General features: G+C 33.0%; 22 protein-coding genes. 14 read left to right on the top strand and 8 right to left on the bottom strand.

The window, feature by feature from the left end; translation table 11 throughout:
• The first annotated feature begins 102 nt into the window (after positions 1-102).
• The gene (locus tag LL966_RS11290) at positions 103-654 is read left to right on the top strand and encodes a hypothetical protein (RefSeq protein ID WP_229353237.1); all 552 of its coding nucleotides are present in this window, start codon (positions 103-105) and stop codon (positions 652-654) included.
• Between the two features lie 51 nt (positions 655-705).
• Positions 706-1,272 carry a hypothetical protein gene (locus tag LL966_RS11285; RefSeq protein ID WP_229353235.1) on the top strand — a complete coding sequence of 189 codons (567 nt, stop codon included), beginning with the start codon at positions 706-708 and terminating at the stop codon, positions 1,270-1,272.
• 28 nt (positions 1,273-1,300) lie between these two features.
• On the opposite strand, the gene LL966_RS11280 is transcribed toward LL966_RS11285, so the two are convergent.
• Positions 1,301-1,654 (bottom strand): hypothetical protein, encoded by a 354-nt coding sequence (locus LL966_RS11280; RefSeq protein ID WP_229353233.1) that lies wholly within the window; start codon positions 1,652-1,654, stop codon positions 1,301-1,303.
• A gap of 63 nt (positions 1,655-1,717) precedes the next feature.
• On the bottom strand, positions 1,718-2,692 hold the full coding sequence (locus LL966_RS11275) for a polyprenyl synthetase family protein (RefSeq protein WP_229353231.1): 975 nt from the start codon (positions 2,690-2,692) through the stop codon (positions 1,718-1,720).
• Positions 2,693-2,958: 266 nt separating this feature from the next.
• On the opposite strand from LL966_RS11275, the gene LL966_RS11270 reads away from it, so the two are divergent.
• From LL966_RS11270 to LL966_RS11250, 5 genes are all read left to right on the top strand, one after another.
• Positions 2,959-3,480 (top strand): YceI family protein, encoded by a 522-nt coding sequence (locus LL966_RS11270; RefSeq protein ID WP_229353229.1) that lies wholly within the window; start codon positions 2,959-2,961, stop codon positions 3,478-3,480.
• Positions 3,481-3,590: 110 nt separating this feature from the next.
• A complete protein-coding gene (locus LL966_RS11265; protein WP_229353227.1) occupies positions 3,591-4,190 on the top strand; it encodes a TetR/AcrR family transcriptional regulator in 600 nt (199 codons plus the stop codon).
• An 87-nt stretch (positions 4,191-4,277) separates the two neighbouring features.
• Positions 4,278-5,612: a TolC family protein gene (locus tag LL966_RS11260; protein ID WP_229353226.1), complete on the top strand. Its 1,335-nt coding sequence runs from the start codon at positions 4,278-4,280 to the stop codon at positions 5,610-5,612.
• Between the two features lie 12 nt (positions 5,613-5,624).
• Positions 5,625-6,692, top strand: a complete 1,068-nt coding sequence (locus LL966_RS11255; protein ID WP_229353222.1) for an efflux RND transporter periplasmic adaptor subunit — start codon at positions 5,625-5,627, stop codon at positions 6,690-6,692.
• Between the two features lie 91 nt (positions 6,693-6,783).
• Positions 6,784-9,960 carry an efflux RND transporter permease subunit gene (locus LL966_RS11250; protein WP_229353221.1) on the top strand — a complete coding sequence of 1,059 codons (3,177 nt, stop codon included), beginning with the start codon at positions 6,784-6,786 and terminating at the stop codon, positions 9,958-9,960.
• Positions 9,961-9,965: 5 nt separating this feature from the next.
• Here the strand turns inward: LL966_RS11250 and LL966_RS11245 are convergent, their stop codons facing one another.
• Positions 9,966-10,253 carry a hypothetical protein gene (locus LL966_RS11245; RefSeq protein ID WP_229353220.1) on the bottom strand — a complete coding sequence of 96 codons (288 nt, stop codon included), beginning with the start codon at positions 10,251-10,253 and terminating at the stop codon, positions 9,966-9,968.
• Positions 10,254-10,808: 555 nt separating this feature from the next.
• Here LL966_RS11245 and LL966_RS11240 point away from each other — a divergent pair.
• Positions 10,809-12,038: a TCR/Tet family MFS transporter gene (locus tag LL966_RS11240; RefSeq protein WP_229353219.1), complete on the top strand. Its 1,230-nt coding sequence runs from the start codon at positions 10,809-10,811 to the stop codon at positions 12,036-12,038.
• Positions 12,039-12,228: 190 nt separating this feature from the next.
• Here the strand turns inward: LL966_RS11240 and LL966_RS11235 are convergent, their stop codons facing one another.
• From LL966_RS11235 to LL966_RS11215, 5 genes are all read right to left on the bottom strand, one after another.
• A complete protein-coding gene (locus LL966_RS11235) occupies positions 12,229-12,666 on the bottom strand; it encodes a retropepsin-like aspartic protease (protein ID WP_229353218.1) in 438 nt (145 codons plus the stop codon).
• Entirely contained in the window at positions 12,626-15,277 is a 2,652-nt protein-coding gene (locus tag LL966_RS11230; protein WP_229353216.1) for a CHAT domain-containing protein, read from the bottom strand. Before LL966_RS11230 ends, LL966_RS11235 begins: the two co-directional genes overlap by 41 nt.
• Before the next feature lie 201 nt (positions 15,278-15,478).
• Positions 15,479-17,431 carry a PKD domain-containing protein gene (locus tag LL966_RS11225; protein ID WP_229353214.1) on the bottom strand — a complete coding sequence of 651 codons (1,953 nt, stop codon included), beginning with the start codon at positions 17,429-17,431 and terminating at the stop codon, positions 15,479-15,481.
• A gap of 111 nt (positions 17,432-17,542) precedes the next feature.
• A complete protein-coding gene (locus LL966_RS11220; protein ID WP_229353207.1) occupies positions 17,543-18,514 on the bottom strand; it encodes a hypothetical protein in 972 nt (323 codons plus the stop codon).
• Positions 18,515-18,704: 190 nt separating this feature from the next.
• The gene (locus LL966_RS11215) at positions 18,705-19,004 is read right to left on the bottom strand and encodes a hypothetical protein (RefSeq protein ID WP_229353205.1); all 300 of its coding nucleotides are present in this window, start codon (positions 19,002-19,004) and stop codon (positions 18,705-18,707) included.
• A 131-nt stretch (positions 19,005-19,135) separates the two neighbouring features.
• Here LL966_RS11215 and LL966_RS11210 point away from each other — a divergent pair, with 131 nt between their 5' ends.
• The 6 genes from LL966_RS11210 (at position 19,136) to LL966_RS11185 (ending at position 24,012) form a co-directional block, all read left to right on the top strand.
• Positions 19,136-19,720, top strand: a complete 585-nt coding sequence (locus tag LL966_RS11210; protein WP_229353203.1) for an RNA polymerase sigma factor — start codon at positions 19,136-19,138, stop codon at positions 19,718-19,720.
• 2 nt (positions 19,721-19,722) lie between these two features.
• Positions 19,723-20,448, top strand: a complete 726-nt coding sequence (locus LL966_RS11205; RefSeq protein ID WP_229353202.1) for a tetratricopeptide repeat protein — start codon at positions 19,723-19,725, stop codon at positions 20,446-20,448.
• Positions 20,449-20,577: 129 nt separating this feature from the next.
• Positions 20,578-20,766 carry a hypothetical protein gene (locus LL966_RS11200; protein WP_229353201.1) on the top strand — a complete coding sequence of 63 codons (189 nt, stop codon included), beginning with the start codon at positions 20,578-20,580 and terminating at the stop codon, positions 20,764-20,766.
• Between the two features lie 248 nt (positions 20,767-21,014).
• Positions 21,015-21,794: a TatD family hydrolase gene (locus LL966_RS11195; protein WP_229353199.1), complete on the top strand. Its 780-nt coding sequence runs from the start codon at positions 21,015-21,017 to the stop codon at positions 21,792-21,794.
• A gap of 63 nt (positions 21,795-21,857) precedes the next feature.
• A complete protein-coding gene (locus LL966_RS11190; RefSeq protein WP_229353198.1) occupies positions 21,858-22,994 on the top strand; it encodes a 1-acyl-sn-glycerol-3-phosphate acyltransferase in 1,137 nt (378 codons plus the stop codon).
• The gene (locus LL966_RS11185) at positions 22,984-24,012 is read left to right on the top strand and encodes an asparaginase (protein WP_229353197.1); all 1,029 of its coding nucleotides are present in this window, start codon (positions 22,984-22,986) and stop codon (positions 24,010-24,012) included. The genes LL966_RS11190 and LL966_RS11185 overlap by 11 nt, the downstream gene beginning before the upstream one ends.
• The last annotated feature ends 78 nt before the right edge of the window (positions 24,013-24,090 follow it).

Genomic DNA, 24,090 nt, shown 5'->3' with positions numbered 1-24,090 from the left:
TACTTTTTGTTATATAGAAAGGCAAAAGTACAACAATCACATTTATTTAAATCTTTTTTTTACGTACTTTTACGTAAAAATTTGTTAAAATAAACGTTAACTATGAATAAAATTCATTTTTCAATCGATTGCAAATATTATTTTGTGATTTTGACCGTCTTTTTCTCAAGTTATTCCTTTGCACAGCAAAATTATGTCATAGACAACAGCAGCCATTTCTGGGATAAAGTTCAGTTTGGAGGTGGATTAGGTCTTGGATTTGGTTCTGGTTATACCGATATTTCTGTAATGCCCAGTGCAATTTACAATGTCAACGAAATAGTTGCGGTTGGTGTCGGTTTACAATTTGGTTACTTAAACTCAAGAAATTATTATGAATCGTACGTTTATGGAGGAAGTTTAATAACGCTTGTAAACCCGATTCCGGAAATTCAATTATCTGCCGAATTAGAGCAGGTTAGAGTGGATACCAGATACGAGTCCAATTTTAATAGACCTTCTTATTCTGATAGTTATTGGAATACTGCATTATATTTAGGTGCAGGTTACAGAACTGGAAGTGTAACAATCGGCGCACGTTACGACGTTTTGTATAATCCGAACAAAAGCCTCTACGGATCTGGATTTATGCCTTTTGTGAGAGTGTATTTCTAAAGATGCTAAGGTGCTGAGATACTAAGATTCTAAGTTTTTAAATTCTGAAAATTGAAGAAATTTATTTTTATACTTATTGGAATTATTGTATTAAGTTGTAATAATTCGGAGAAATCAAAAAACACTAATGAAAAGGTTGTAAAGAAAGAATTACGACCTTTTTTTGATTCTGATAAAATTGATCATTATTATTTGGCTTCTAGAAGCAATTTTGAGCATTCATCTCATGATGACAGTTTAAAGGAAGAAAAGAAAAAAGAATTTTCTAGCTTTTTTTATGGAAATTATCCGGAGACTCTTTCTAATAAAAATTTTGAAAATCTTTTATTGAAATACAATTATAACCAATCAAAACTTTCTGTTAAACAGCAAAAAGAAATTGAAAATGTATTCAGCGAAAAAGATTCATTAAAAAATGATGCTTGTGCTTGTATTGCTGAATATAGAGATATTTTTATCTTTAAAAAGAAAACAAAAACAGTAGGAATAGCAAAGATTTGTTTTAAAAATGCTCGTTTCCAGATTATAGGAAGTAAAATAGATACTGAAGGTTTTGGACTAATTAATGAATTAGATAAATTAGGAAGTATAGTTCGTTTTAATGATAAAAAACCTTAGAATCTTAGCATCTCAGAGCCTTAGAACCTTATTTGTAATAATTTCGAAACCAAACCTTCTGCCATTCTCTTTTTAGTACTAGAAAAGCAACTTGTTCAGCCAAAATAACCAAATCTGATCCGTCAAGTTTTTTAATGTCATTTTCAGGAACATCAATAATGTAAAGCAGATTCAAATATTCAGCAAATTTGTACTGAATCATTCTGTAGATTTTTTCGTGAAGCTGAATTTTTAGTTCTTCTGGCGAAATGCTCAACGGAAAATCAATTCCTTCATTGGCCAAATTAAAATCTTTATTAATTTGTTCAATTAGGTTTAAATATAGAGTCTCTGTTTGCGCTTGCGCTAATAAAGCTTCGGTATTTATGGGTGCTACAAACATGAGATTTTAGATTGCTGATTTATGATTTTAGATTGTTGCTGAAAACTAAACTGCGACTGAAAACTAAACTTTTCTTCCCATTAAATTCTCTCCGAAAGTTCTTAAAATGCCTTTCTTTTCAGAATTAATTTCCATTTTTTCTAAAGTTTCAAAAGCTTTAAAAGTATACATTTCGATAGCTTCTTGTGTCGCTTTTGAAGCGCCAGATTCATTAAAAATGGTTTTTGCAGTTTCTATTTTTTCGATATTATCTTCTAATTGTAAAGTAAATAATTGCTCTAATTCTGAAGCTTTTTCAGCAGAAGAAAATTCTAAAGCTTTTAGATATAAATACGTTTTTTTATTTTCTATAATATCGCCACCAACTTGTTTTCCAAAAGTTTCTGGATCTCCAAAAGCATCAAGATAATCATCTTGCAATTGAAAGGCCAAGCCTAAATTAAGTCCAAAATCGTAAATTAAATCAGCTTCTTTTTCTGAAGTTTTAGCTACAATTGCACCCATTTTCATTGCCGCGGCAACTAATACAGCTGTTTTATATTCAATCATTTTTAAGTACTCAGGAATCGTAACATCTTTGCGGGTTTCGAAATCAACATCCCATTGTTGTCCTTCGCAAACTTCAAGAGCTGTTTTGCTAAATAATTTAGCTAAATTTCTAAAAACAATTGGCTCATATTGTTCAAAATATTGGTAAGCCAAAATCAACATGGCATCTCCAGAAAGAATACCAGTATTTAAATTCCATTTTTCATGAACTGTAATTTGTCCTCTTCTCAAAGGAGCGTCATCCATTATATCATCATGTACAAGAGAAAAATTATGGAAAACTTCAACAGCCATTGCTGCAGGAAGAGCAGTAGTGTAATCAGTGTCAAAAACTTCGGCAGCCATTAAAGTTAAAACCGGACGGATGCGTTTTCCTCCAAGCCCTAAAATATATTCAATCGGCTCATAAAGGTTTACAGGCTCTTTGTGAATATTTTGCTTTTTTAAATAATCAATAAAAAAATCCTGGTACTGACTAATATCGTGCATAAAATGAAATTCTGATTTACGAGCCTCAAAGATACAATTCAATTATGAATTATTTCCTGATAAATATGAAATGCTGACAAACATTTAATCTTTCTTATTAAACCGTCTCAAAATTAAATCGTTAAAAAAATAAAAAAAAACTTGGAAACTTTTTTGGTATTCTTAGTTTCCTGTTTATATTTGCACCGTAAAATGGAAACTAAGAACACGCTAAAAGTTTCCGTATGAGATTGAGTAAATTTTAAACTCATTAAAATCAGTTAATTATGAAAACAACATGGACTTTAGATTCTACACAATCAGATGTTTTAATTAAAATGAGACATTCGATAATTGCTTATTTAGGAGGAACAACAAATAAATTTGGCGGTTATGTAAATATTGAAGACAACGAAATTGAAGATGCATCGGTAGAATTTTCATTTGACATTAATAACAAAAACGAAAGTTTCCAATCGATTGATACCAATTTGCAACTTCAAGATTTTTTTGATGTCGATGAACACCCGATTATCAGTTTTAAATCGACTTCATTTCAAAAAGTAAATAATAACATTAACTTCTTTAAAGGAGATTTAACGATAAAAGACGTTACGAGAGTAGTAGAACTTGATGCTGAATTTCTTGGAGTTAATAATTACAATGGAGAGCAAAAAGTTGCCTTTGAGATTAAAGGTGATATCAAACGCCAGGATTTTGGATTAGATTATAATTCTTTTCAGCATAACGGAGGTTTAGCGCTAGGAAAAGATATTAAATTAATTGCAAATTTAGAATTTAGCATATAATTCTTACTAAATCAATAAATTAATGTAAAATTATTACAAATAAAGCGGAAACTATTTTTTTTGATTTGAGTTTCCGAGGTATATTTGTAATGCAATTTGAGGAATTTAAGATGAAAGAGAAAATAATTTCAAAAGCAAGCGAGTTGTTTTTAAAGCTCGGTTTTAAGAGTGTTACTATGGATGATATTGCAAGTGAAATGTGTATTTCTAAAAAAACGATATATAAATATTTCTGCAATAAAGAAGTTTTGATTGAAGAAAGCACTTCTTTGGTTCATGGACAAGTTCACGAAATTATGGATACCATTATAGCCAAAAATTACAATGCTATCCATGAGAATTTTGAGATTAGAGAAATGTTTCGCGATATGTTTAAAAACAACATTGACACTTCTCCAATTTACCAGTTAAAAAAGCATTATCCTGAGATTTACCAAAATATCCTTTCGTTCGAAATTGAACAATGTACACAGTGTTTTAAAGATAATATTGAAAAAGGAATTCGAGAAGGGCTTTACAGAAATGATTTGAATGTGGAGGTTTATGTGAGGTTTTATTACACACTTGTTTTTCATATTAATGAAAATACAGTTTCTGAAAGTGAAGCGCAGAGAATTGAATTGGAAGCATTAGAATATCATACTCGAGCAATGGCTACTGAAAAAGGTGTCGAGGAATTAGAAAAGCAATTAAAAAGAATTAATAATTAACCATCCAAAATAGCGTCAATTTTCTGTGTGAGGATAAAGAAAAGAGACGGTTTTATCTCAAATTTTAAAAATAAATAATTAACACTTATGAAAAGAATCTTTCTTATAGTTTTGTGTACAATAGGCTTTTCTGCCGTCGCACAAACCACTACTTTAACTCTGAAAGACGCTGTGAACTACGCGCTTGTAAATAAAGCCGATGCGAAAAAGGCAAAACTTCAGGTTGAAAACAGCGAATATAAAATTCAGGAAGTACGTTCAAGAGCGTTACCGCAAATTTCTGCAAACGGAAACTTAACATATAATCCAGTTATTCAGACTACCGTTATCGATGGTGCTGGTTTTGGACAGCCAGGAACTACGATTCAAGCTGCATTTGGTCAAAAATGGACATCAACTGCAGGAGTTTCTTTAACTCAGGCGATCTTTGATCAATCTGTTTTTACTGGATTAAAAGCAGCAAAATCTACACGTGAGTTTTATCAAATTAATGATCAGTTAACTGAAGAACAAGTTATTGAGCGAGTTGCCAATAACTACTATTCCGTATACGTACAAAAAGAGAGACTAATTTTATTAGACAGCAATTACGTAAACACAACAAAAGTTCGTGATATCGTAAAAGGGCAGTTTGATAATGGTTTGGCTAAAAAGATTGACCTAGACCGAATTGTGGTAAAAATGTCAAATATTGATACAGAACGCCAGCAGATCAAAAACCAAATTGCTTTACAAGAAAATGCTCTTAAGTTTTACATGGGAATGCCAATTGAAACTCAAATTGATATGCCAAAAGAAGAATTTGAGGTTGTTCCAGCTGCTTTAACACAAGAGCCAAACATTGAGAATAGAACAGAATATCTGCTTTTGAAAAAGCAAGAAGAGCTTTTAGTATACAATAAAAAAGCAATGGAAGCAGGATATTATCCAACACTTTCATTAACTGCTGGTTACAATTATATCGGACAAGGACCTCAATTTCCTTGGTTTGCAAAACCTTCTTCAGGAGTTTATTGGTCAGATTTCTCTGCAATCGGGTTAAACTTACACGTACCAATCTTTACTGGTTTTGGTACTCGTGCAAAAGTAAGACAAGCTGATGTCGAAATTAGATCACTTCAAGAAGATATTAAAGACACTAAACTTTCTCTTGATTTGGATTATAAAAATGCAATTACGCAAATCAATAATAATCTTGTAACAATCGAGAATCAAAAAGAAAATATGCGTTTGGCAACAGAAATTCTTAGCAATACCAAAAACAATTATCTTCAAGGTCTAGCATCTTTAACCGATTTACTAGACGCAGAAAATGCTTCACTTGAGGCTCAAAATAATTATACTAGAGCAGTTTTAAATTATAAAATTGCCGAAATATCTCTAATCAAATCAAAAGGCGAACTAAAATCTCTTACTAAATAACAAATTATTACAATGAAAAAAATAATTATAACAATCGTAATCATAGTCGTGGCACTTGTCGGGATTAACTTCATTTTAAATAAGAATAAGGCTGAAAACGAAGGCAAAACCGCAATTGTAGCAGAAAAAAATGCGGCAGTTTCTGTAAAAGTAGCTACTGTAAAAACAGAAGATGTTAATCTTGGATTTACTGCAAACGGAAACTTCGCGCCAATTCAGGAATTGACTTTCTCTGCTGAAAAATCTGGAAAAGTAATCAGCGTTTTAGTAAAAGAAGGTGATTACGTAAGAGTAGGACAAACTCTTTTAACAGTAAGAGGTGATGTTATTAATGTAAGTGCACAACAAGCTCAAGCGGTGTATCAAAATGCAAAATCTGATTATGCTAGATACGAAAATGCTTTTAAAACTGGCGGTGTTACTAAGCAACAATTAGATCAGGCAAAATTGGCTATGACAAATGCACAATCTAATTTAACACAAGCTAATATTAATGTTGGAGATACTAAAGTAAAAGCGCCAATTAACGGTTACATCAATAAAAAATATATTGAGCCAGGATCTATTTTAGCTGGAATGCCTGCAACTGCTTTATTTGATATTGTAAACGTTTCTAAATTAAAATTGACAGTTACCGTAAACGAAAGTCAAGTAGCAAGTTTAAAATTAGGAAATACAGTAAACATTACTGCAAGTGTTTATCCTGACAAAACATTCTCTGGAAAAATTACTTTTATCGCTGCAAAAGCAGATGCTTCTTTAAACTTCCCTGTTGAAATCGAAATTACAAACAATGCTAACAATGACTTAAAAGCAGGTATGTACGGAACGGCAAACTTTGGTTCAAACAACCAAAAACAAAACTTAAAAGTGGTTCCTAGAAATGCTTTTGTTGGAAGTGTAAGCAGTAACGAAATTTTCGTAGTGGAGAATAATATTGCAAAATTGAAAAAAGTAGTTGCTGGAAGAATCTTAGGAGACAAAGTTGAAATCATCAATGGTTTGAATGACGGGGATGTAGTAATTACTACAGGTCAAATCAACTTACAAGACGGAAATACAGTAGAAATTATTAAATAATTTTAAGCTTTAAGCCTTAAGCAATAAGCTTTAAGACTTTGAAAAAAGCCTAAAGCCTACAGCGTATAGCCTATAGCAAAAAACAACAAATATGAAATTAGCCGAAATATCCATAAAACGTCCGTCGTTAGTAATTGTATTGTTTACAATTCTAATTCTAGGTGGATTGTTCAGCTACAGCCAGTTAGGCTATGAGCTGATCCCAAAATTCGAAACCAACGTTATTACGGTTTCAACTGTTTATCCAGGAGCTTCTCCAAGTGAGGTTGAAAATACGGTAACAAAGAAAATTGAGGATGCGATTGCGTCTCTTGAAAATATCAAAAAAATTGATTCTAAATCGTACGAGAGTTTATCTGTAGTATCCATCACATTGCTTTCTACTGCAAATGTTGATATTTCGATGAATGATGCTCAGCGTAAAATCAATGCGATTTTGAGTGATTTGCCAGATGATGCTGATCCGCCGTCATTGACTAAATTCTCTTTGAGTGATTTACCAATTATGACGCTTGGTGCGAATGGTAAAATGGACGAAGCCGCTTTTTATGATTTGATCGATAAAAAGATTGCACCAGTTTTATCTCGTGTACAAGGGGTTGCTCAGGTAAATATTATTGGTGGACAAGAGCGTGAAATTCAGGTCAATCTTGATGCAGTAAAAATGCAAGGTTACGGACTTTCAGTTCCTCAAGTTCAACAAACTATTTTGACTTCGAATCTGGATTTCCCAACCGGTAACATTCAAACTCGTAACCAAAAAATCTTAATCCGTTTAGCGGGTAAATATAAAAACGTTGAAGAATTAAGAAACTTAGTGGTTTCTTCTAAAGACGGAATTCAAGTTCGTTTAGGGGAAATTGCAGATGTTCAGGATACACAAAAAATCGCAGAGAAAATTGCGCGTGTAGATCAAAAAAGTGCGATTGTACTTCAAATTGTAAAACAATCAGATGCAAATGCCGTAGCGGTAAGTGAGCAGTTGGTTAAAACAATCAAGACATTAGAGACGGATTACAAATCGGCTCAATTGAAATTGGATGTCGCAAAAGATAGTACAGTATTTACGCTAGAAGCAGCAGATTCTGTTGTACACGATTTATTAATTGCCGTTATTTTGGTGGCATTTGTAATGTTGTTCTTCTTGCATAGTATTAGAAACTCGTTGATTGTAATGGTTTCTATTCCTGCATCTTTGATTGCAACATTTATCGGAATCTATTTATTAGGTTATACACTTAACTTAATGTCTTTACTTGGTTTATCTCTTGTTGTTGGTATTCTTGTGGATGATGCCATCGTTGTATTGGAGAACATTTACCGACACATGGAAATGGGTAAAAGCCGAATCCGTGCGTCTTATGATGGAACTGCCGAAATTGGAGGTACAGTAACTTCGATTACTTTAGTAATTGTGGTGGTGTTCTTGCCAATTGCAATGAGTACTGGGTTAGTATCGAACATTATTACACAATTCTGTGTTACGGTAATTATTTCTACAATGTTCTCTTTATTAGCTTCATTTACTATTATTCCTTGGTTGTCTTCACGTTTTGGAAAATTAGAGCATATTGAAGGTAAAAATTTATTTGGAAGAGTCATTCTTGGATTCGAAAGCTACTTAACTCGTTTTACCGATTGGATTTCAAACTTACTAAACTGGTGCTTAGATCATTATTTCAAAACAATCGGAGTTGTATTAGTATTGTTCTTTGGATCTATCTTCTGGTTAATGGGAGGTGGTTATATTGGAGGAGAGTTCTTCGCATCATCTGATAGTGGTGAGTTCTTAGTACAAATTGAGATGCCAAAAGACGCTTCTTTGGAACAAACGAACTTTATGACGCAAAAAGCAGAAGCTTTCTTAAAAGGAGAGAAATATGTTTTCAGTCAAATTACAACTGTAGGACAAACCAGTGAAGGTTTAGGAGCTGCACAGGCGACAGCTTACAAAGCGGAAATTGACGTTAAAATGATCGAGCAAAAAGATCGTACCGATGACGCCAACGTTTATGCTGCTAAAACAAAACGTAAATTAGAGAAGATTCTAGTTGGTGCTAAAGTAAAAACCGTTCCAGTAGGTATCTTAGGAACAGCAGAAGATGCAACTTTAGGTTTGATCGTAACAGGTCCAAACGTAGAAAGTGCAATGAAATTTGCTAAACTTGCAGAAGCTGAATTACGTACAATTCCTGGGACAACTGAGATTAAATTAACAGTTGAAGACGGAAACCCAGAGATCAACGTTCAGGTTGACAGAGATAAAATGGCGGCGTTAGGTTTAACTTTACAAACAGTAGGTTTAACAATGCAGACAGCTTATAGTGGTAATACTGACGGTAAGTTTAGAGCTGGTGAATACGAATACGACATCAATATCAAATACAACGAATTTGATAGAAAAAACATTACCGATGTTAGTAATTTGATTTTCATCAACAACGCTGGTCAGCAGATTAAATTAAACCAATTCGCGACTATTACAGAAGGTTCTGGACCAAGTAAATTAGAGCGTAGAGATAAAACCGCTTCTGTAACTGTACAAGGTCAGAACGTTGGGGTTCCAGCAGGAACAATCGTTACACAATGGCAAGAAAAATTAGATAAACTGAAAAAACCAGTTGGAGTTAACTACATCTGGGGAGGTGACCAAGAAAACCAATCAGAAGGTTTTGGTACTTTAGGAATCGCATTATTAGCCGCTATTATTTTGGTTTACCTTGTAATGGTTGGTTTGTATGATAGTTTCGTTCACCCGTTTGTTGTATTGTTCGCAATTCCGCTTTCGTTCATTGGGGTTTTATTTGCACTAGCGTTAACAAACAATACCTTAAATATCTTTACCATTTTAGGGGTCATCATGTTGATTGGTCTGGTGTGTAAGAATGCGATCATGCTCGTCGATTATACCAACCAACGTAGAGCTGCCGGAGAATCAATCAGAAATGCCTTGATCCAAGCAAACCACGCTCGTTTACGTCCGATCTTGATGACAACAATTGCGATGGTATTTGGTATGTTCCCGATTGCATTGGCATCTGGAGCTGGAGCAGAATGGAAAAACGGATTGGCTTGGGTAATTATTGGAGGTTTGATTTCTTCATTATTCCTAACGTTAATCGTAGTTCCTGTGATCTATGATATTATGGAGAAAATCATTAGAAAATTCTCTAAAGGAGAAAAAATCGATTACGAAGCTGAAATGGTTGCCGATTATGAACATACAGAATTAAGCGAAGACGGTTTTAATCCAAAACATACCCATTAATAGCTTTAATTTTTGATAGAAATTCCAAAGTCCGAATTTGGAATTTCAAAATGAAAAATCCCAGATTCCTTCAATTGGAATTTGGGATTTTTTTTGATTGAGAATAAATTTTTTTCACGCAGATTTAGCAGATTTAGGCAGATCAAATTAAAAAAATCTGCGTTTATCTGCTTAAATCTTTTTTTTAAATCTGCGTGAAAAATATACATATTAGCAATGCATTTAATATTAAAATAGTAAGTTCCTTCAATTGGAATTTGGGATTTTTTTGATTGAGAATAAATTTTTTTCATGAAGATTTAGCAGATTTAGGCAGATCAAATTAAAAAAAACTGCGTTTATCTGCTTAAATCTTTTTTTTAAATCTGCGTGAAAATATACAGATTAGCAATGCATTTAATATTAAAATAGTGAGTTCCTTCAATTGGAATTTGGGATTTTTTTTGATTGAGAATAAAAATTTTTTTCACGCAGATTTAGCAGATTTAAGCAGGTCAAATTAAAAAAAAATCTGCGTTTATCTGCTTAAATCTTTTTTTTAAATCTGCGTGAAAATATACAGATTAGCAATGCATTTAATATTAAAATAGTAAGTTCCTTCAATTGGAATTTGGGATTCTTTTGATTGAGAATAAATTTTTTTTCACGCAGATTTAGCAGATTTAGGCAGATCAAATTAAAAAAAACTACGCTTATCAGCTTAAATCTTTTTTTAAATCTGCAAGAAAAAAAACAGAAATTTCATTGGAATTTGGAATTTGAACTTTGGAATTTAGGAGTTGAGATTTGGGATTTTTTTATTCTTAATTGAAAAATCAGTTTATTTGTATCTTCTTACAAAAACAATTATGCTACAAAAAGATAAATCTGCAGCCATTGGTTTTATTTTCATAACCATGTTAATTGATATTACAGGATGGGGAATTATTATTCCTGTAATTCCGAAATTAATCGAAGAACTTATTCATGGTGACATCAGCGAAGCGGCAAAAATAGGCGGCTGGTTAACTTTCGCGTATGCGATAACTCAATTTGTTTTTGCTCCAGTAATTGGAAATTTAAGTGATAAATTCGGAAGAAGACCAATCATCTTAATTTCGCTTTTCGGGTTTTCATTAGATTATATTTTATTAGCATTTTCACCGACGATTATGTGGCTTTTTGCAGGAAGAATTATTGCAGGAATAACTGGTGCTAGTATCACAACAGCTTCAGCTTATATTGCCGATGTGAGTACAGCTGAAAATAGAGCAAAAAACTTCGGATTAATCGGCGCCGCTTTCGGATTAGGTTTTATTATTGGACCCGTTATCGGAGGATTATTAGGTCAGTACGGATCTAGAGTTCCGTTTTATGCTGCGGCAGTTTTGTGTATGCTGAACTTTCTATATGGATTTTTTATTTTACCAGAATCACTTAAAAAAGAAAACCGCAGAGCTTTTGACTGGAAACGCGCCAATCCAATAGGAGCGATTTTAGGACTTAGAAAACATCCGACTTTAATTGGATTAATAGCCGCAATATTTTTATTATATGTTGGATCTCATGCTGTACAGAGCAACTGGAGTTTCTTTACAATTTACCAATTTAATTGGGATGAAAGAATGATCGGAATCTCGTTAGGAATAATTGGTCTTTTGGTTGGAGTAGTACAAGGAGGATTAATTCGTTACATTAATCCAAAATTAGGAAACGAAAAAAGTATATACATCGGTTTGGCTTTATACACAATAGGAATGTTGTTATTTGCCTTCGCAACAGAAAGCTGGATGATGTTTGTCTTTTTAATTCCGTATTGCCTTGGCGGAATTGCCGGCCCTGCCTTACAATCTGTTGTAGCAAGCAAAGTAGATCCAACCGAACAAGGAGAAATTCAGGGAACTTTGACGAGTTTAATGAGTGCTTCATCTATTATTGGTCCGCCAATGATGGCGAATACATTTTACTTTTTCACACATAACGATGCGCCTTTTAAATTTGCTGGAGCGCCATTTATTTTGGGTGGAGTTTTAATGTTATTGAGTACTGTTGTGGCTTATTTTTCGTTTAAAAAACATGCTGCTCCTAAACGCAAATAGATAAAGATGAAATGATATAAAGCTAAAAAGTTGTCTGAAATAATTTATATGTCGCTCCGCTGGAGCTTTTAGATGCGGGGACTTTAATTTGCTATAAATATTTTGCTCCGCAGAGCAGTTTCAGAAAAAAAGGCTGTCTAAAATTTTGAGACAGCCTTTTTTGGAATTTGGAATTTTTTAATTGGAATTTCTACTTAAGGTACAAATAATGATTAAAATAGTCAATAATCGCTTTTCCTTCCAATAAAACGTCGGCACCAATAATGCCATGAACAGGTTTTGCTTTAAAAGATTCTAAAGCTTCATTTACATGCGAAAGATCAAAAATGACGATGCTGAAATCTTTATTTTTCCAGCTTCCTAACTGTAATTTATTTTGAGAAGAAATCTGTGTTGTCATTCCAGTTCCACCCGCACCAGAAGCTTTTGTTTTAGAATTTTTTGCAGACAATTCAAAACGTTCAATACTTTCAAAACCTACGCAGGTGTTAGATGCGCCCGTGTCTAAAATAAAATTGCCAGAAATGCCATTGATTTTGGCTTTTATCTGTAAATGCTGTGTTTTAGTGATTTTAAACTTTATTTTTTTATAATTCCCTTTTTTGAGAATTTCGTGAAGATTTTCCATTTCTGTACTGATTGAAACCCAAAAATAAGCCAATTACAATCAATAAACTAACGATATAAAAGATATAATTTGCTGATTTTTCTTCTGTAGAAATAGAACCATAATAAACAAAAGAACTCCAATAATAAGGAGATTTCTTAGCATTCGGAATTGATTTATCGTTTAAATAATCTCGCTTTGCATTTGCATTGGCTTCAAAATAAGAAACATTATTTTTAATGTTTTTATAAAAATCAGCCATAAAAACCGAAGTCGTAAAATCGTTTACTTTCCATAAAGAAAATAGTAAATTCTGCGCTCCAGCAAACTGAAAGCCTCTTGCAATACTCATCGCACCTTCTGCTTTGTACAATTTTCCTATACCAGTTTCGCAAGCACTTAAAACCACTAAATCTGGATTTATATGCAGATTATACAATTCAGAATACAAAATTTCCTGATCGTAAAATTTAATGCTTGCCGGAGTTTCAATATCGCCAGAAGAAGCGTGTGTACTAAAATGTAAAATTGAAAAATTGTGTGCGTTCTTTTTAAAGCTTGTAAAACTCGCTTGGGCATTTTCTAAATATTTCCCTTTAAAATTACTTCGAATCGATTCTAATTCTTTCTTAGAATAACGCAATTCAAAAGCTGATTTTTCGAAGACTGGAAAAACTCCCAAAACCGTTTTCTCTGATTTTGAAACAGGTTTTGAATTCAAATAAATATTTGCCGAAGTATTATAAGCGATTTTAAAATCGTTCATTAAATAATTCATTTTGGCAAAATTTGTAGTATTTGATTCCTGGGTGATCAAAGCTTCAAAAGGAAGAAAATTCAAAATACCGTCAGGAACAATGATGAGGTTTTGATTGACAGAATTGTTAGGTAACTTTAATACATCATAAGCTACTTTTGCATAATGATTATAACCAGAAATGTCATTTGTAATGGTTTCAGAATTATTAAAATAGTCTATAAATTGTACAATTTTTGGAATTGCAATATCTGTAATGTTAATATGATTGAGAGCAATTCGATTGTTTTGTAAAATGAAGAAATAGAGATTTTCAGATCCCATAAGATAATAAACCATCATCGCTTTGTCATTTTCGAGTTTCTTAAATAATGCTTTCAGATCGCATTTTTCAGCAATATAATCTGGATTTTTAGATTGTACTTTTTTAAGTGAAATCACCAATTCATTTTGCATTTTTATGAACTGATTAATTTTTAAAATATCAGCAGAATCTCCTTTTTGCTGTTCTTTTAAAATATTATTGTTTAAATTTTGAAGTTCTTGTAAAAGCTGTTTTTCTTCCGCGGAAGCGTTTTTAATATTCGAACGATAGCTTTTTAATATTCCAGATTTTGTACTTTCTGCCAATTGAAAAGCTTTTTCCAAATAAGCAGTTTTGCCTTCTTTTTTAAATAATCCATTATAAATCGAAATACATTTTTCGGTACGATTTCGAGATTGCAATTGCATTAAGATTTTAGAATTTTCATAAACTAAACCATTCATCACTAAATCTTCTATGTAAAAAGAAAGCTCAAAAGCTGAAATTGCCTTTTTGGGTTGATTGATTCTTAGAATTTCTCCGCACAAATCAAGCGCATCAACTAAAACAGTTTCTGCATACAATTGATTTTGGTTTGGAAGAATATGTTTCGAATTATAATTTGGAATCAATGTTTTAAAAACAACTGAAATTTGCTTCTTGCTTTCGTCATATTTTCTTTCATCAAAGAAAAGCAAAGCTTTTTCGTAATACAGTTTGGCTAGTTTTCGAGGCTGCTGATTTTTAGTTTGCAAAAATAGTTTTTCAGCTTTTTCCAGATAAGAATTTGTGGCTTCAAAATTTTGTCTTTGACGATTTAGCGTTGCCAAATTTCGATACGAATTCGATAAAGTTTCCGACTGACTTTTTTCGTTTTCAAGAATTTTGATAGAAGATTCAAATGCTTTTGTCGCACTTTGATGAGTTTCTGGTCTCATTAAATCTCCTGTTGAACTTAATAAATAATTATTTCCCAAATTATTCCATAAAATTCCCTTTTGTAAATTGGATAATTGCTCTGTTTTTAAAGTCTTTTCTAAAAGTTCCATTGCCAAAGAAACCTTTCCAGAACTCTGATAAACATTAGATAAATTTAGAATTGCGGCAAACTTTTGCTTTTGCGCTTCAGGATAATTTTTGTAAGTATTTACGATGAAAAAGTACTGTTTTATGGTATTTTCAGCGCTGTCATAATCGCCTAAAATAGTATATAAATTGCCTAAAGGTTTTAAACAGAATTCAATAATATCGTAATCGGTAAGTTTATTTTTCTGATAAATTTGCCACGCTTTTTCATAACTCGAAATGGCATTTTGAGTTTGTCCAAACTGGTTTTCATAATACGCTTTATTACAATTTAAAACAACAATCGCCAATAATTCGTCTTTGGTTTTTGGTCTGGCACTTTTCCAAAAATCACTTTCAATATTTCTGAGATTTTGTAATGCTTTCGCGGAAGGATTTGCAATAAAACCATCAACAGCATTATATATTTTATCCTCTTGACTTTGCCCGAAAACATTCAGACTCAGGAAAAGGAAAATAAAACCATATAAGTGATGTAAGTTCATATTAATTTGTTGCGCATATTTAAAGTTAAATTATAAAAGTGATATAAGCTTAATAAGTTGTTTATTCTGTTAATGTCAGTCTGAGCGAAGTCGAAGACCTTTTTCGTTATAAAGCCTTCGACTTCGTTCAGGATGACAGTTGTATTTCATAAGAAAATGTAGGTAATATGAACTTATATCACTTATATGGTGCAAAAAATCTTAAAACTTCCAAATTCCATACACCTGAATATAATTAAAATTCTGTTCAAAATTAATCACATAACGAGCGCCTAAACTCGGACCGATTCTAGCAAAACCAGCCGTCAAATCAAATAAAAGACCCGTGTTTACATTTGTAAAACTATTTTTTACTTTATTGGTAGTGGTGGTCGAACTAATTAAAAAGTTTTCTTTGTCACCTTCAAATAAATCCGTTTGAACGCTTTGATTTTGCTCGGAAGAAACATTAATATTTGCTTGAATTCCCGCGCCAACGCCAATGTAATTATTGATGTTGTAGCGAATTAAAACAGGAACTTCCCAATTGATATTTTTGTTTTCAATATTTGTTGTCGTACGCTGCAGCTGTCTCGTTCCGTTGGCGTTGGTTACAAATTGGTCAGCAACTGTAGTTTCGCTATTATATTGATTTAAAGCATTTACCCATTCAACCTGCCAATAAAAACGATACGATTTAAAAGGCGAAAGCGTTGCACCCACAAAATAACTCGTCGATTTATCTAAATCCGGATAAAAATTGTAACCCGCTTTTGCTCCAATCGAAATTCCGGGCATAAATCGAGTAGTGGCGTAGTTGGTAATTATCGGTTCGTTTTTATCAAAAATAATTGCCGTTCGGCTTTTGGTTTTTACTTTATGAAAATCTTCTCCAAACTTCATCGAGTATTTTACAAAACCTTTTGTCGAATCTTTTTCGTGTACATTTTTCTGTTCGCTTCCAGGCAAATATATATTTTTGAAAGTAAAAATAATTTGTTTTTGTTTGATAATAGTATCAAGACAACTCACAGTTGGTTCTTCGCCTTTTGGACAAATCGGACATTCGGGATACATACTTTCAATCTGGAAAGTTTTCTTGTCAAACATATCCGGAACATCGGTTTCTAAACGAATTTTTCTTGCCGGACCTTCACCATTATTCTGAAAACGGGTTTTAAAATAGACTCTTTTAAAATGCACTAATCTATAATTCATAAAACGTCCGTTTGAGCCCATTTTGTTCGGATCGTGAGACGTTACGATTTCCATTTCCAGATTTTTTACTTTATGATTTTTGTAGCTTCTGTTGGGAACAAAAATACCACGCATCGTAACTGTTGCGCTGGTATCTTTAATCATTTCTGGAGTGGTTTTGAAAGTATAAAAAACATTACGCGTTTCGCCTGGATTAGCATCGTCAAATTCTAAAACAGAAACATTATGATAGGTTTTATTGGCATCTAAAAGCGAAGCGTCAAGATCTTCTTCGGTTGTCGTATTTCGGTATTTTTTGGTTTTGAAATTCCCTTCGGCGGAAGCCAAAAAGGTATTTGAGTCGTTTAAATCGTCAACCGCAGCAACTAAATTTTCTTTCACTTTACGTTCACCTGCGTATGTTCTAAAATCGCTTAATTCAAAATTATTGTGTTTGAATTGCTTTTCATTATAAAACAAATAAAGCTTTCCGCTCGAAACATAACTTTCAAGATTTTGATAACTCACTACGACTACCATTTCTTGTTCTGGAATCGGATCACAGTTTTTAATAATCGCAAAACCATTCTGATCTGCAATCGATGCTATGTCTTTATAATTGTTGTCTGTAATATCGTTTACAGCCACTTTTTTAGGACGTGTTGCAGGCGGTTTTCCGTTGTCGTAATTATTCGTTACGGCAAGTCTTGCGGTATAAGTGCCTTTCTTTTTATAAACGTGTTTTGGTTCGGCTTCTTTGCTGTAATGTCCGTCTCCCAATTCCCATAAATAAGAATAACTAGGTTTTGGCGCACCCGCAATCGGAATTAAAGGAGGCGTTTCTGGTTTATAAGAAACCTGATTTCCGTTTTGAATAAAACTGATGTTGGCTCTTCGGGTTATGGTGTCTTTTACTTTGGTTTGACCTATTGAGAGAATAGAGAATAGAATAAAGAAAATAGACAATTGTGGTTTCATAACTAGATAGTTTTGGGCGTTAAAAGCTTCATAATGAATTTTAAAACAGGATTAAATGTAAAAAAAAGTGATGAGCAAATCATCACTTCTTCTTAAAAAAGCATTTGTAAGTTACTGAATGGCATTAATTGCAGCAACCAATTGAGCTTCGGTACCGACTGTTGTTTCGGCTAGTGTAAAGGTGTAAACGGCATTTGCGGTAGTCGTTACTCCTTTTATTGCATATCTCCAGTTACCATTGTCTTCGGTTGCAAAAATAATGTGGCAAGCAAGACCAACTGGAATTTGACCGTAGTGTTCGCTAAATAATCCTGCTGCAGTGTAAGTGTCTAATTTTGCAAGAGCATTATTTCCTTCACCATCATACGAAAGATATACAGCACTGTTAGTATTGTCATAACCTTCAGGAACATCAACTAAAATGGTTGTTTTTGGTCTTGGATCGCTGTAAAAACGGTCTACGTTTGTCCAACCGAAGTTTCCAAAAGTGACATAATAATTGTTTCCTTCGCCTTGTACGCCACCTTTTCCGTCTGCGCCTCTAGCATCTTTCCAGGCTAGTTCACCATCTTTATCAATAACTCCAGTCCATAAAGTCATTAAATTGTCGTAACCATCCGTTAAAGCTGTTGGAACAATCATGCTTAACGAACAAGATGTCTGCAATTCGACTCCCCCCTGAGTTGCTTTGATGAAGAATTCTCCGCCAGAAATTAAAAGGTTTTTCTTTCCGTCAGGCATAATTCCCATTGTTGGTTTGTTGGTTACCAACATATTTCCTTTGTCAAAAAGTTCTATAAATTCAATATCAACCTGACCTGTTACGGCATTTCCATTTTTAGTTAAACAGTCTCCGTTAATGTAAAGCTTTACACCCTTTGCTGACGTTAGGGTAACTAGACCGTTTCCAGCAGTCATGGTAAAATTTTGAGTGTTTCTTTTTACTCCTTTTTCATTAATACTTTTAAAAGCTGCTGCAGTTGGAGGAGAAAGTTTGATATCATCTCCATCTGTATTGTCGCAGCTTGCGAAAGTTGTCATTGCTAGTATTAAAAGTCCGATTTTTTTAAAATTTGTTTTCATAATTTCTAGTTTTTATAAATCTGGCTTGATTGTTTTCAAGTAGTTTTCAGATTTGGTTAATTACATTTATAGTTAAATCAATTTGGTTTTTATTTTGTTACCCCGTTTTCAAAAAATATTTTTAAAGGCTTTTATATCGTTATATCAATTGGCTTTAAAATTTGTTACCCTTCGTTTTTAATTTTTTTATTTAAGCAGAAAGACATTTATCTTCAAACAGATTTCCGTCTTCGTCAACAGCGACTAGAATGTCTTTTTTGCGGGAGAAATTCAGAATTAGATAAATCCAGACGATAATCCAAAATCCTAAAGTCATAAAACTGATGAATAAATGCAGTGCATGGTTTATTTCTTTCTTTTCTTTAGATAAAACCACATAAGGCAGTTTCTCATTATGTTCTGTTATGGTAAAACCATTTCGGGTTTTGGCAGCAATTATTTCGTAAAATCGATCCAAATTTTTTTCGTTGGTTAAGGAATAACTTTTCATTTCTTTTAATTTTTTATGAGTTTTTAAAAGACTTTTATTTTGATATATACAATTGATTGCAATATTGTTACCCTTTGTTTTTTAAATTTTGTGAGATACTTTTTTTAAATTAGCTGTAAAATGTCTTTTTTATGAGTCAAAATAAAATTCATCCTGATCAGAAATATATCGACGGGCTTGCCGCAAACGACTCGGTTGTTATTGAGATGATATACAAGAAATTTGCTCCAAAAGCAGTATTGTTTATAACCAATAATTCAGGCGATAAAGATCAGGCGCAAGACGTGATTCAAGAAGTCTTAATCTTGCTTTTTAATCAGGCGAAAGCCAAAACACTTCAATTAACTTGTCCGTTTGATGCGTATTTTTTCCTTTTGTGTAAAAGACGCTGGCTAAACGAATTAAAAAAATCATCTAATAAAGGGGTAACAATTTACGAGAATGTAGTATCTATTAATGAATCTGCCCACGAACTGATTGCACAAGCGGAAGAATTTGATGAAAAACAAAAGCTTTTCGATACTATGTTTCTGAAACTGGGAGAAAAATGTCAAGAAGTTTTGAAACTCAGTTTTACGTTAAAATCGATGGAAGAAGTGGCACAAAAACTTAATGTAACTTATGGTTATGTTAGAAAAAAGAAATCGTTGTGCGTAGGACAGCTAACAGAATGGATTCAGGAAGCGAAAAATTTTAACTCTTTAAAAAACAATTAGTCATGAACGAAGAACGCTACATACTATTTGACCAATATCTTCAAGGCGAACTGACCGTTGATGAAAAAAATAATTTTGAGAAACAATTAAATGAAGATGCAGAATTTGCCTCAGCATTTGAAAGTTTCAAAGAAATGCATTTTCAACTGGAGAATAAATTCGGACAAGAAGCAGAAAGAGAAATTTTTGCTGAAAACCTGACTCGAATTTCAGACAAATATTTCAACAATAAGAAAACCAAAGTCGTTTCGCTTAAGCCGTGGTATTTTGCGGTGGCAGCTTCTATCGCCATTATGTTTGGGTTGTTTTTCTTTGATTATAATCATTACCCCAATTTTGAAGATTACAATCATCCAGAAAGCGCTTATTTTACCGAAAGAGGTGTCTCTGAAGAAACTTTGAAAAAAGCCGAAGACAATTTTAACGGAAAAAGATATGAAAAGGCAATTCCGCTTTTTGAAAGTATTTTAAAGGAAAACAATTCACCAGAAATTCGTTATTTCTATGGCATTTCATTGTTGCAGGTTGGGAAATATGTAAAAGCAGAAGACATTTTTAAAGAATTAGAAACTGGAAATTCTGCCTACAAAGAAAAAGCAAAATGGAATCTGGCTTTATCTAAATTGAAACAAGGGAAATACGCGGAATGCAAGGAGATTCTGCAGACTATTTCTCAAGATTACGAAGATTATGATGAAGTAGAACGCCTATTAGAAGAGCTGGAATGATTTAATATTTAAAAAAAATTTTATCCCATTGTGGAAAACCTCAATCGAATTTGGAATTTTAGTTCTAAATTCGATTTTCTTTTTATAAGAATTGTCCCAAAACAATTGAAACTTAACCGAAATAAACTGATGCAAAAAATTATTTTATTAATTCTCATTTTGATGTCTCAAGTGATTTTTAGCGCAGCTAGAAATACCGAAACCCAAAGAATTGGCATCATTCCTGATATAGAAATAAAACCAACAATCAAAGGTATTCAAGAAGGAAAAGATGAGGTTTTAGACCGAGCTTTATTGTTTATTGAAACAGGCAAATAATATATTTTAAGTATGTCATCATAAGGAACGAAGGATCACACTAGCTAATTTGCGGAAAAAATGGGGGTTTTCTTTGCGAAGCTGCTTGTGAGGTTCTTCGTTCCTTAAGAGGACAAAATAAAAAGAAACGAAAAAAAAGTTTTTATCGTTTTCACAAAGTGAAACAATTAAATCTGCTTCGCGTAATCTCTACAAAATTGGTATTCTTTTAATATTGTCGTAATTTTGACAGCTTTAAAATTATATCATTGAATTCAACACCAATTATTACCGATACCCACACGCACTTATATTCTGAAGAATTTGATCAGGATCGTGACGAAATGATACAGCGCGCTATTAATGCTGGAGTAACTCGTTTCTTTATTCCTGCAATCGATGCTGCGGCGACACAATCTATGTATGATTTAGAGAAAAATTATCCCGATAATGTGTTTCTAATGATGGGTTTGCATCCCACTTACGTGAAAGATAATTATTTGGAAGAATTGACGCATGTAGAAACCGAATTGTCAAAGCGAAAATTCTACGCTGTAGGCGAAATCGGAATCGATCTGTATTGGGATAAAACACATTTAAAAGAACAGCAAATTGCTTTTAAAAGACAAATTCAGCTGGCAAAACAATACAAATTACCGATTGTAATTCATTGCCGAGAAGCATTTGATGAAATCTTTGAAGTTTTAGAAGGAGAAAAATCTGAAGATTTATTTGGGATTTTTCATTGTTTTTCAGGAACTTTATTACAAGCGCAGCAAGCCATTTCATATAATATGAAACTAGGAATTGGAGGAGTTGTCACTTTCAAGAACGGAAAAATCGATCAGTTTTTAAATCAGATCGATTTAAAACACATCGTTTTGGAGACAGATTCTCCTTATTTAGCGCCAATTCCGTACAGAGGAAAACGAAATGAAAGCAGTTATTTAGTCAATGTAATAGCTAAATTAAGCGATATTTATGGTGTTTCTGCAGAAGAAATTGCAGCAATAACCACACAGAATTCAAAAGACGTTTTTGGGATTTAACCCTAGCCTTACAAAACTTTAATTTTTTTTTTGTTCTTTTGCCCACTTAAACCCAAATAAATAATGCAGAGATTTGATGCCATTCGACCGTTTTATGATTCCGAAATAAATGAAGCACTTCATGGTGTGGTAAATCATCCTATGATGAAAACCATGATGAACTTTACTTTTCCGGACGTGGAAGATGAGGTTTGGAAGGAACAATTAAAGAAAACACATTCTATTCGTGATTTTCAATGCAATTTTATTTACAACACCATTCAGAAAGTTTTAGAAAAAAGCTCTGAAGGTCTTACAACTTCGGGTTTTGAAAAACTAGAACCTAATACTTCTTATTTGTTTATCTCCAATCATAGAGATATTCTTTTGGATACTACTTTATTAAATGTGTGTTTGTTCGAACATGGTTTAGTAATGACTGCTTCTGCAATTGGAGACAATTTAGTAAAGAAAGCTTTCTTGGCCACTTTAGCAAAATTGAACAGAAACTTTTTGGTTTTAAGAGGATTAACACCTCGTGAAATGCTGCAAAGTTCTAAACTGCTTGCAGAATATATGGGACAATTATTGCTTCGCGAAAATCGTTCGGTTTGGATTGCACAGAGAGAAGGAAGAACAAAAGACGGAAATGACGAAACCAATCCAGGCGTTCTGAAAATGATTGGAATGGGTTCTGATGAAGCTAATTTGATGGATTATTTCAAAAAATTGAAAATCGTCCCAGTTTCTATTTCATATGAATATGATCCAACGGATGTTTTGAAAATGCCACAATTAATGGCAGAAGCTAATAACGAAGTTTACGTAAAAGATAAAAATGAAGATTTCATGACCATTTTAAGTGGTATCATGGGAACTAAAAAAAGAATACACATTTCTGTCGGAGATGTTCTAGATACAGAAATCGATCAAATTGTGGCTGAAAACGACAATGTAAATAAGCAAGTTCAGGCTTTGGCACAAACAATTGATGATGTTGTTTTGAAAAACTATCAATTATGGCCGACTAATTTTATTGCTTACGACATTTTAAACGAAACAGATAAATTTGCTCACAAATACAAAGAAAGCGAAAAATCACTTTTTGAACGTCGTTTAGAGATGAGAATCGGAAGCGATAATCCTGTTACCAGACAAGGATTTTTGGCAATGTATGCTAATCCTGTTGTCAATAAATTGAAATACCAAGATGTCATCTAAAGCTAAAATATTACTGATTTATACCGGAGGAACTATCGGTATGAGCAAAGACTTTGAAACAGGGTCGCTTAAAGCGTTCAACTTTGGTAAATTAATTCAGAAAATTCCAGAAATCAAACAATTGGACTGTGAAATCGAATCGATTTCATTTGAACATCCAATTGATTCTTCTAATATGAATCCCGAAATGTGGACTAAAATTGCCACTATTATCGAGGAAAATTATGCTTCTTACGACGGATTTGTAGTGCTTCACGGATCAGATACCATGTCATATTCGGCTTCGGCATTAAGTTTTATGCTGGAGAATCTAGCTAAACCAGTTGTGTTTACAGGATCGCAATTGCCAATTGGAGATTTGCGTACCGATGCAAAAGAAAATTTAATTACAGCGATTCAGATTGCATCACTTTTAGAAAATGGAAAACCAGTTATCACAGAAGTTTGTTTGTACTTTGAATACAAATTATACCGCGGTAACCGAACTTCTAAAGTAAACGCAGAACATTTTAGAGCTTTTACAGCGCCAAATTATCCTGAATTGGTAGAATCTGGCGTTCATTTAAAATTGAATAAACATTTATTTCTTCCCATAAATAAAGACTCAAAACTCATCGTTCATAAAAACTTAGATAATCATGTTGCGATTATCAAAATGTTTCCAGGAATGAGCGAAATTGTTTTGGCTTCAATACTGGCAACTCAAGGTTTACGAGGAATTGTTCTAGAAACTTATGGTTCTGGAAATGCGCCAACCGAAGATTGGTTTTTAAACTTAATTGAAAAAGCCATCAAATCTGGAATGCATATTGTAAACGTAACACAATGTTCTGGCGGAAGCGTAAATATGGGACAATATGAAACGAGTACAGCTTTAAAATCTCTTGGAGTTATTTCTGGAAAAGACATTACTACAGAAGCCGCAATTACCAAATTAATGTATTTGCTTGGACATGATATTCCACAAAACGAGTTTAAAGATATTTTTGAAACTGCACTTCGAGGGGAAATTTCTTAAATCTAAATCACAATATTTAAAATCCCAAATTCCAATGCTTTGCCGTAAAGAACTTTGTCAAAGTTCAAAACTTTGACA

The organism is Flavobacterium chungbukense (assembly GCF_020805785.1).
GTDB classification, from domain to species: Bacteria; Bacteroidota; Bacteroidia; order Flavobacteriales; family Flavobacteriaceae; genus Flavobacterium; species Flavobacterium chungbukense.
This window is presented reverse-complemented; position numbering and strand designations above follow the sequence as displayed.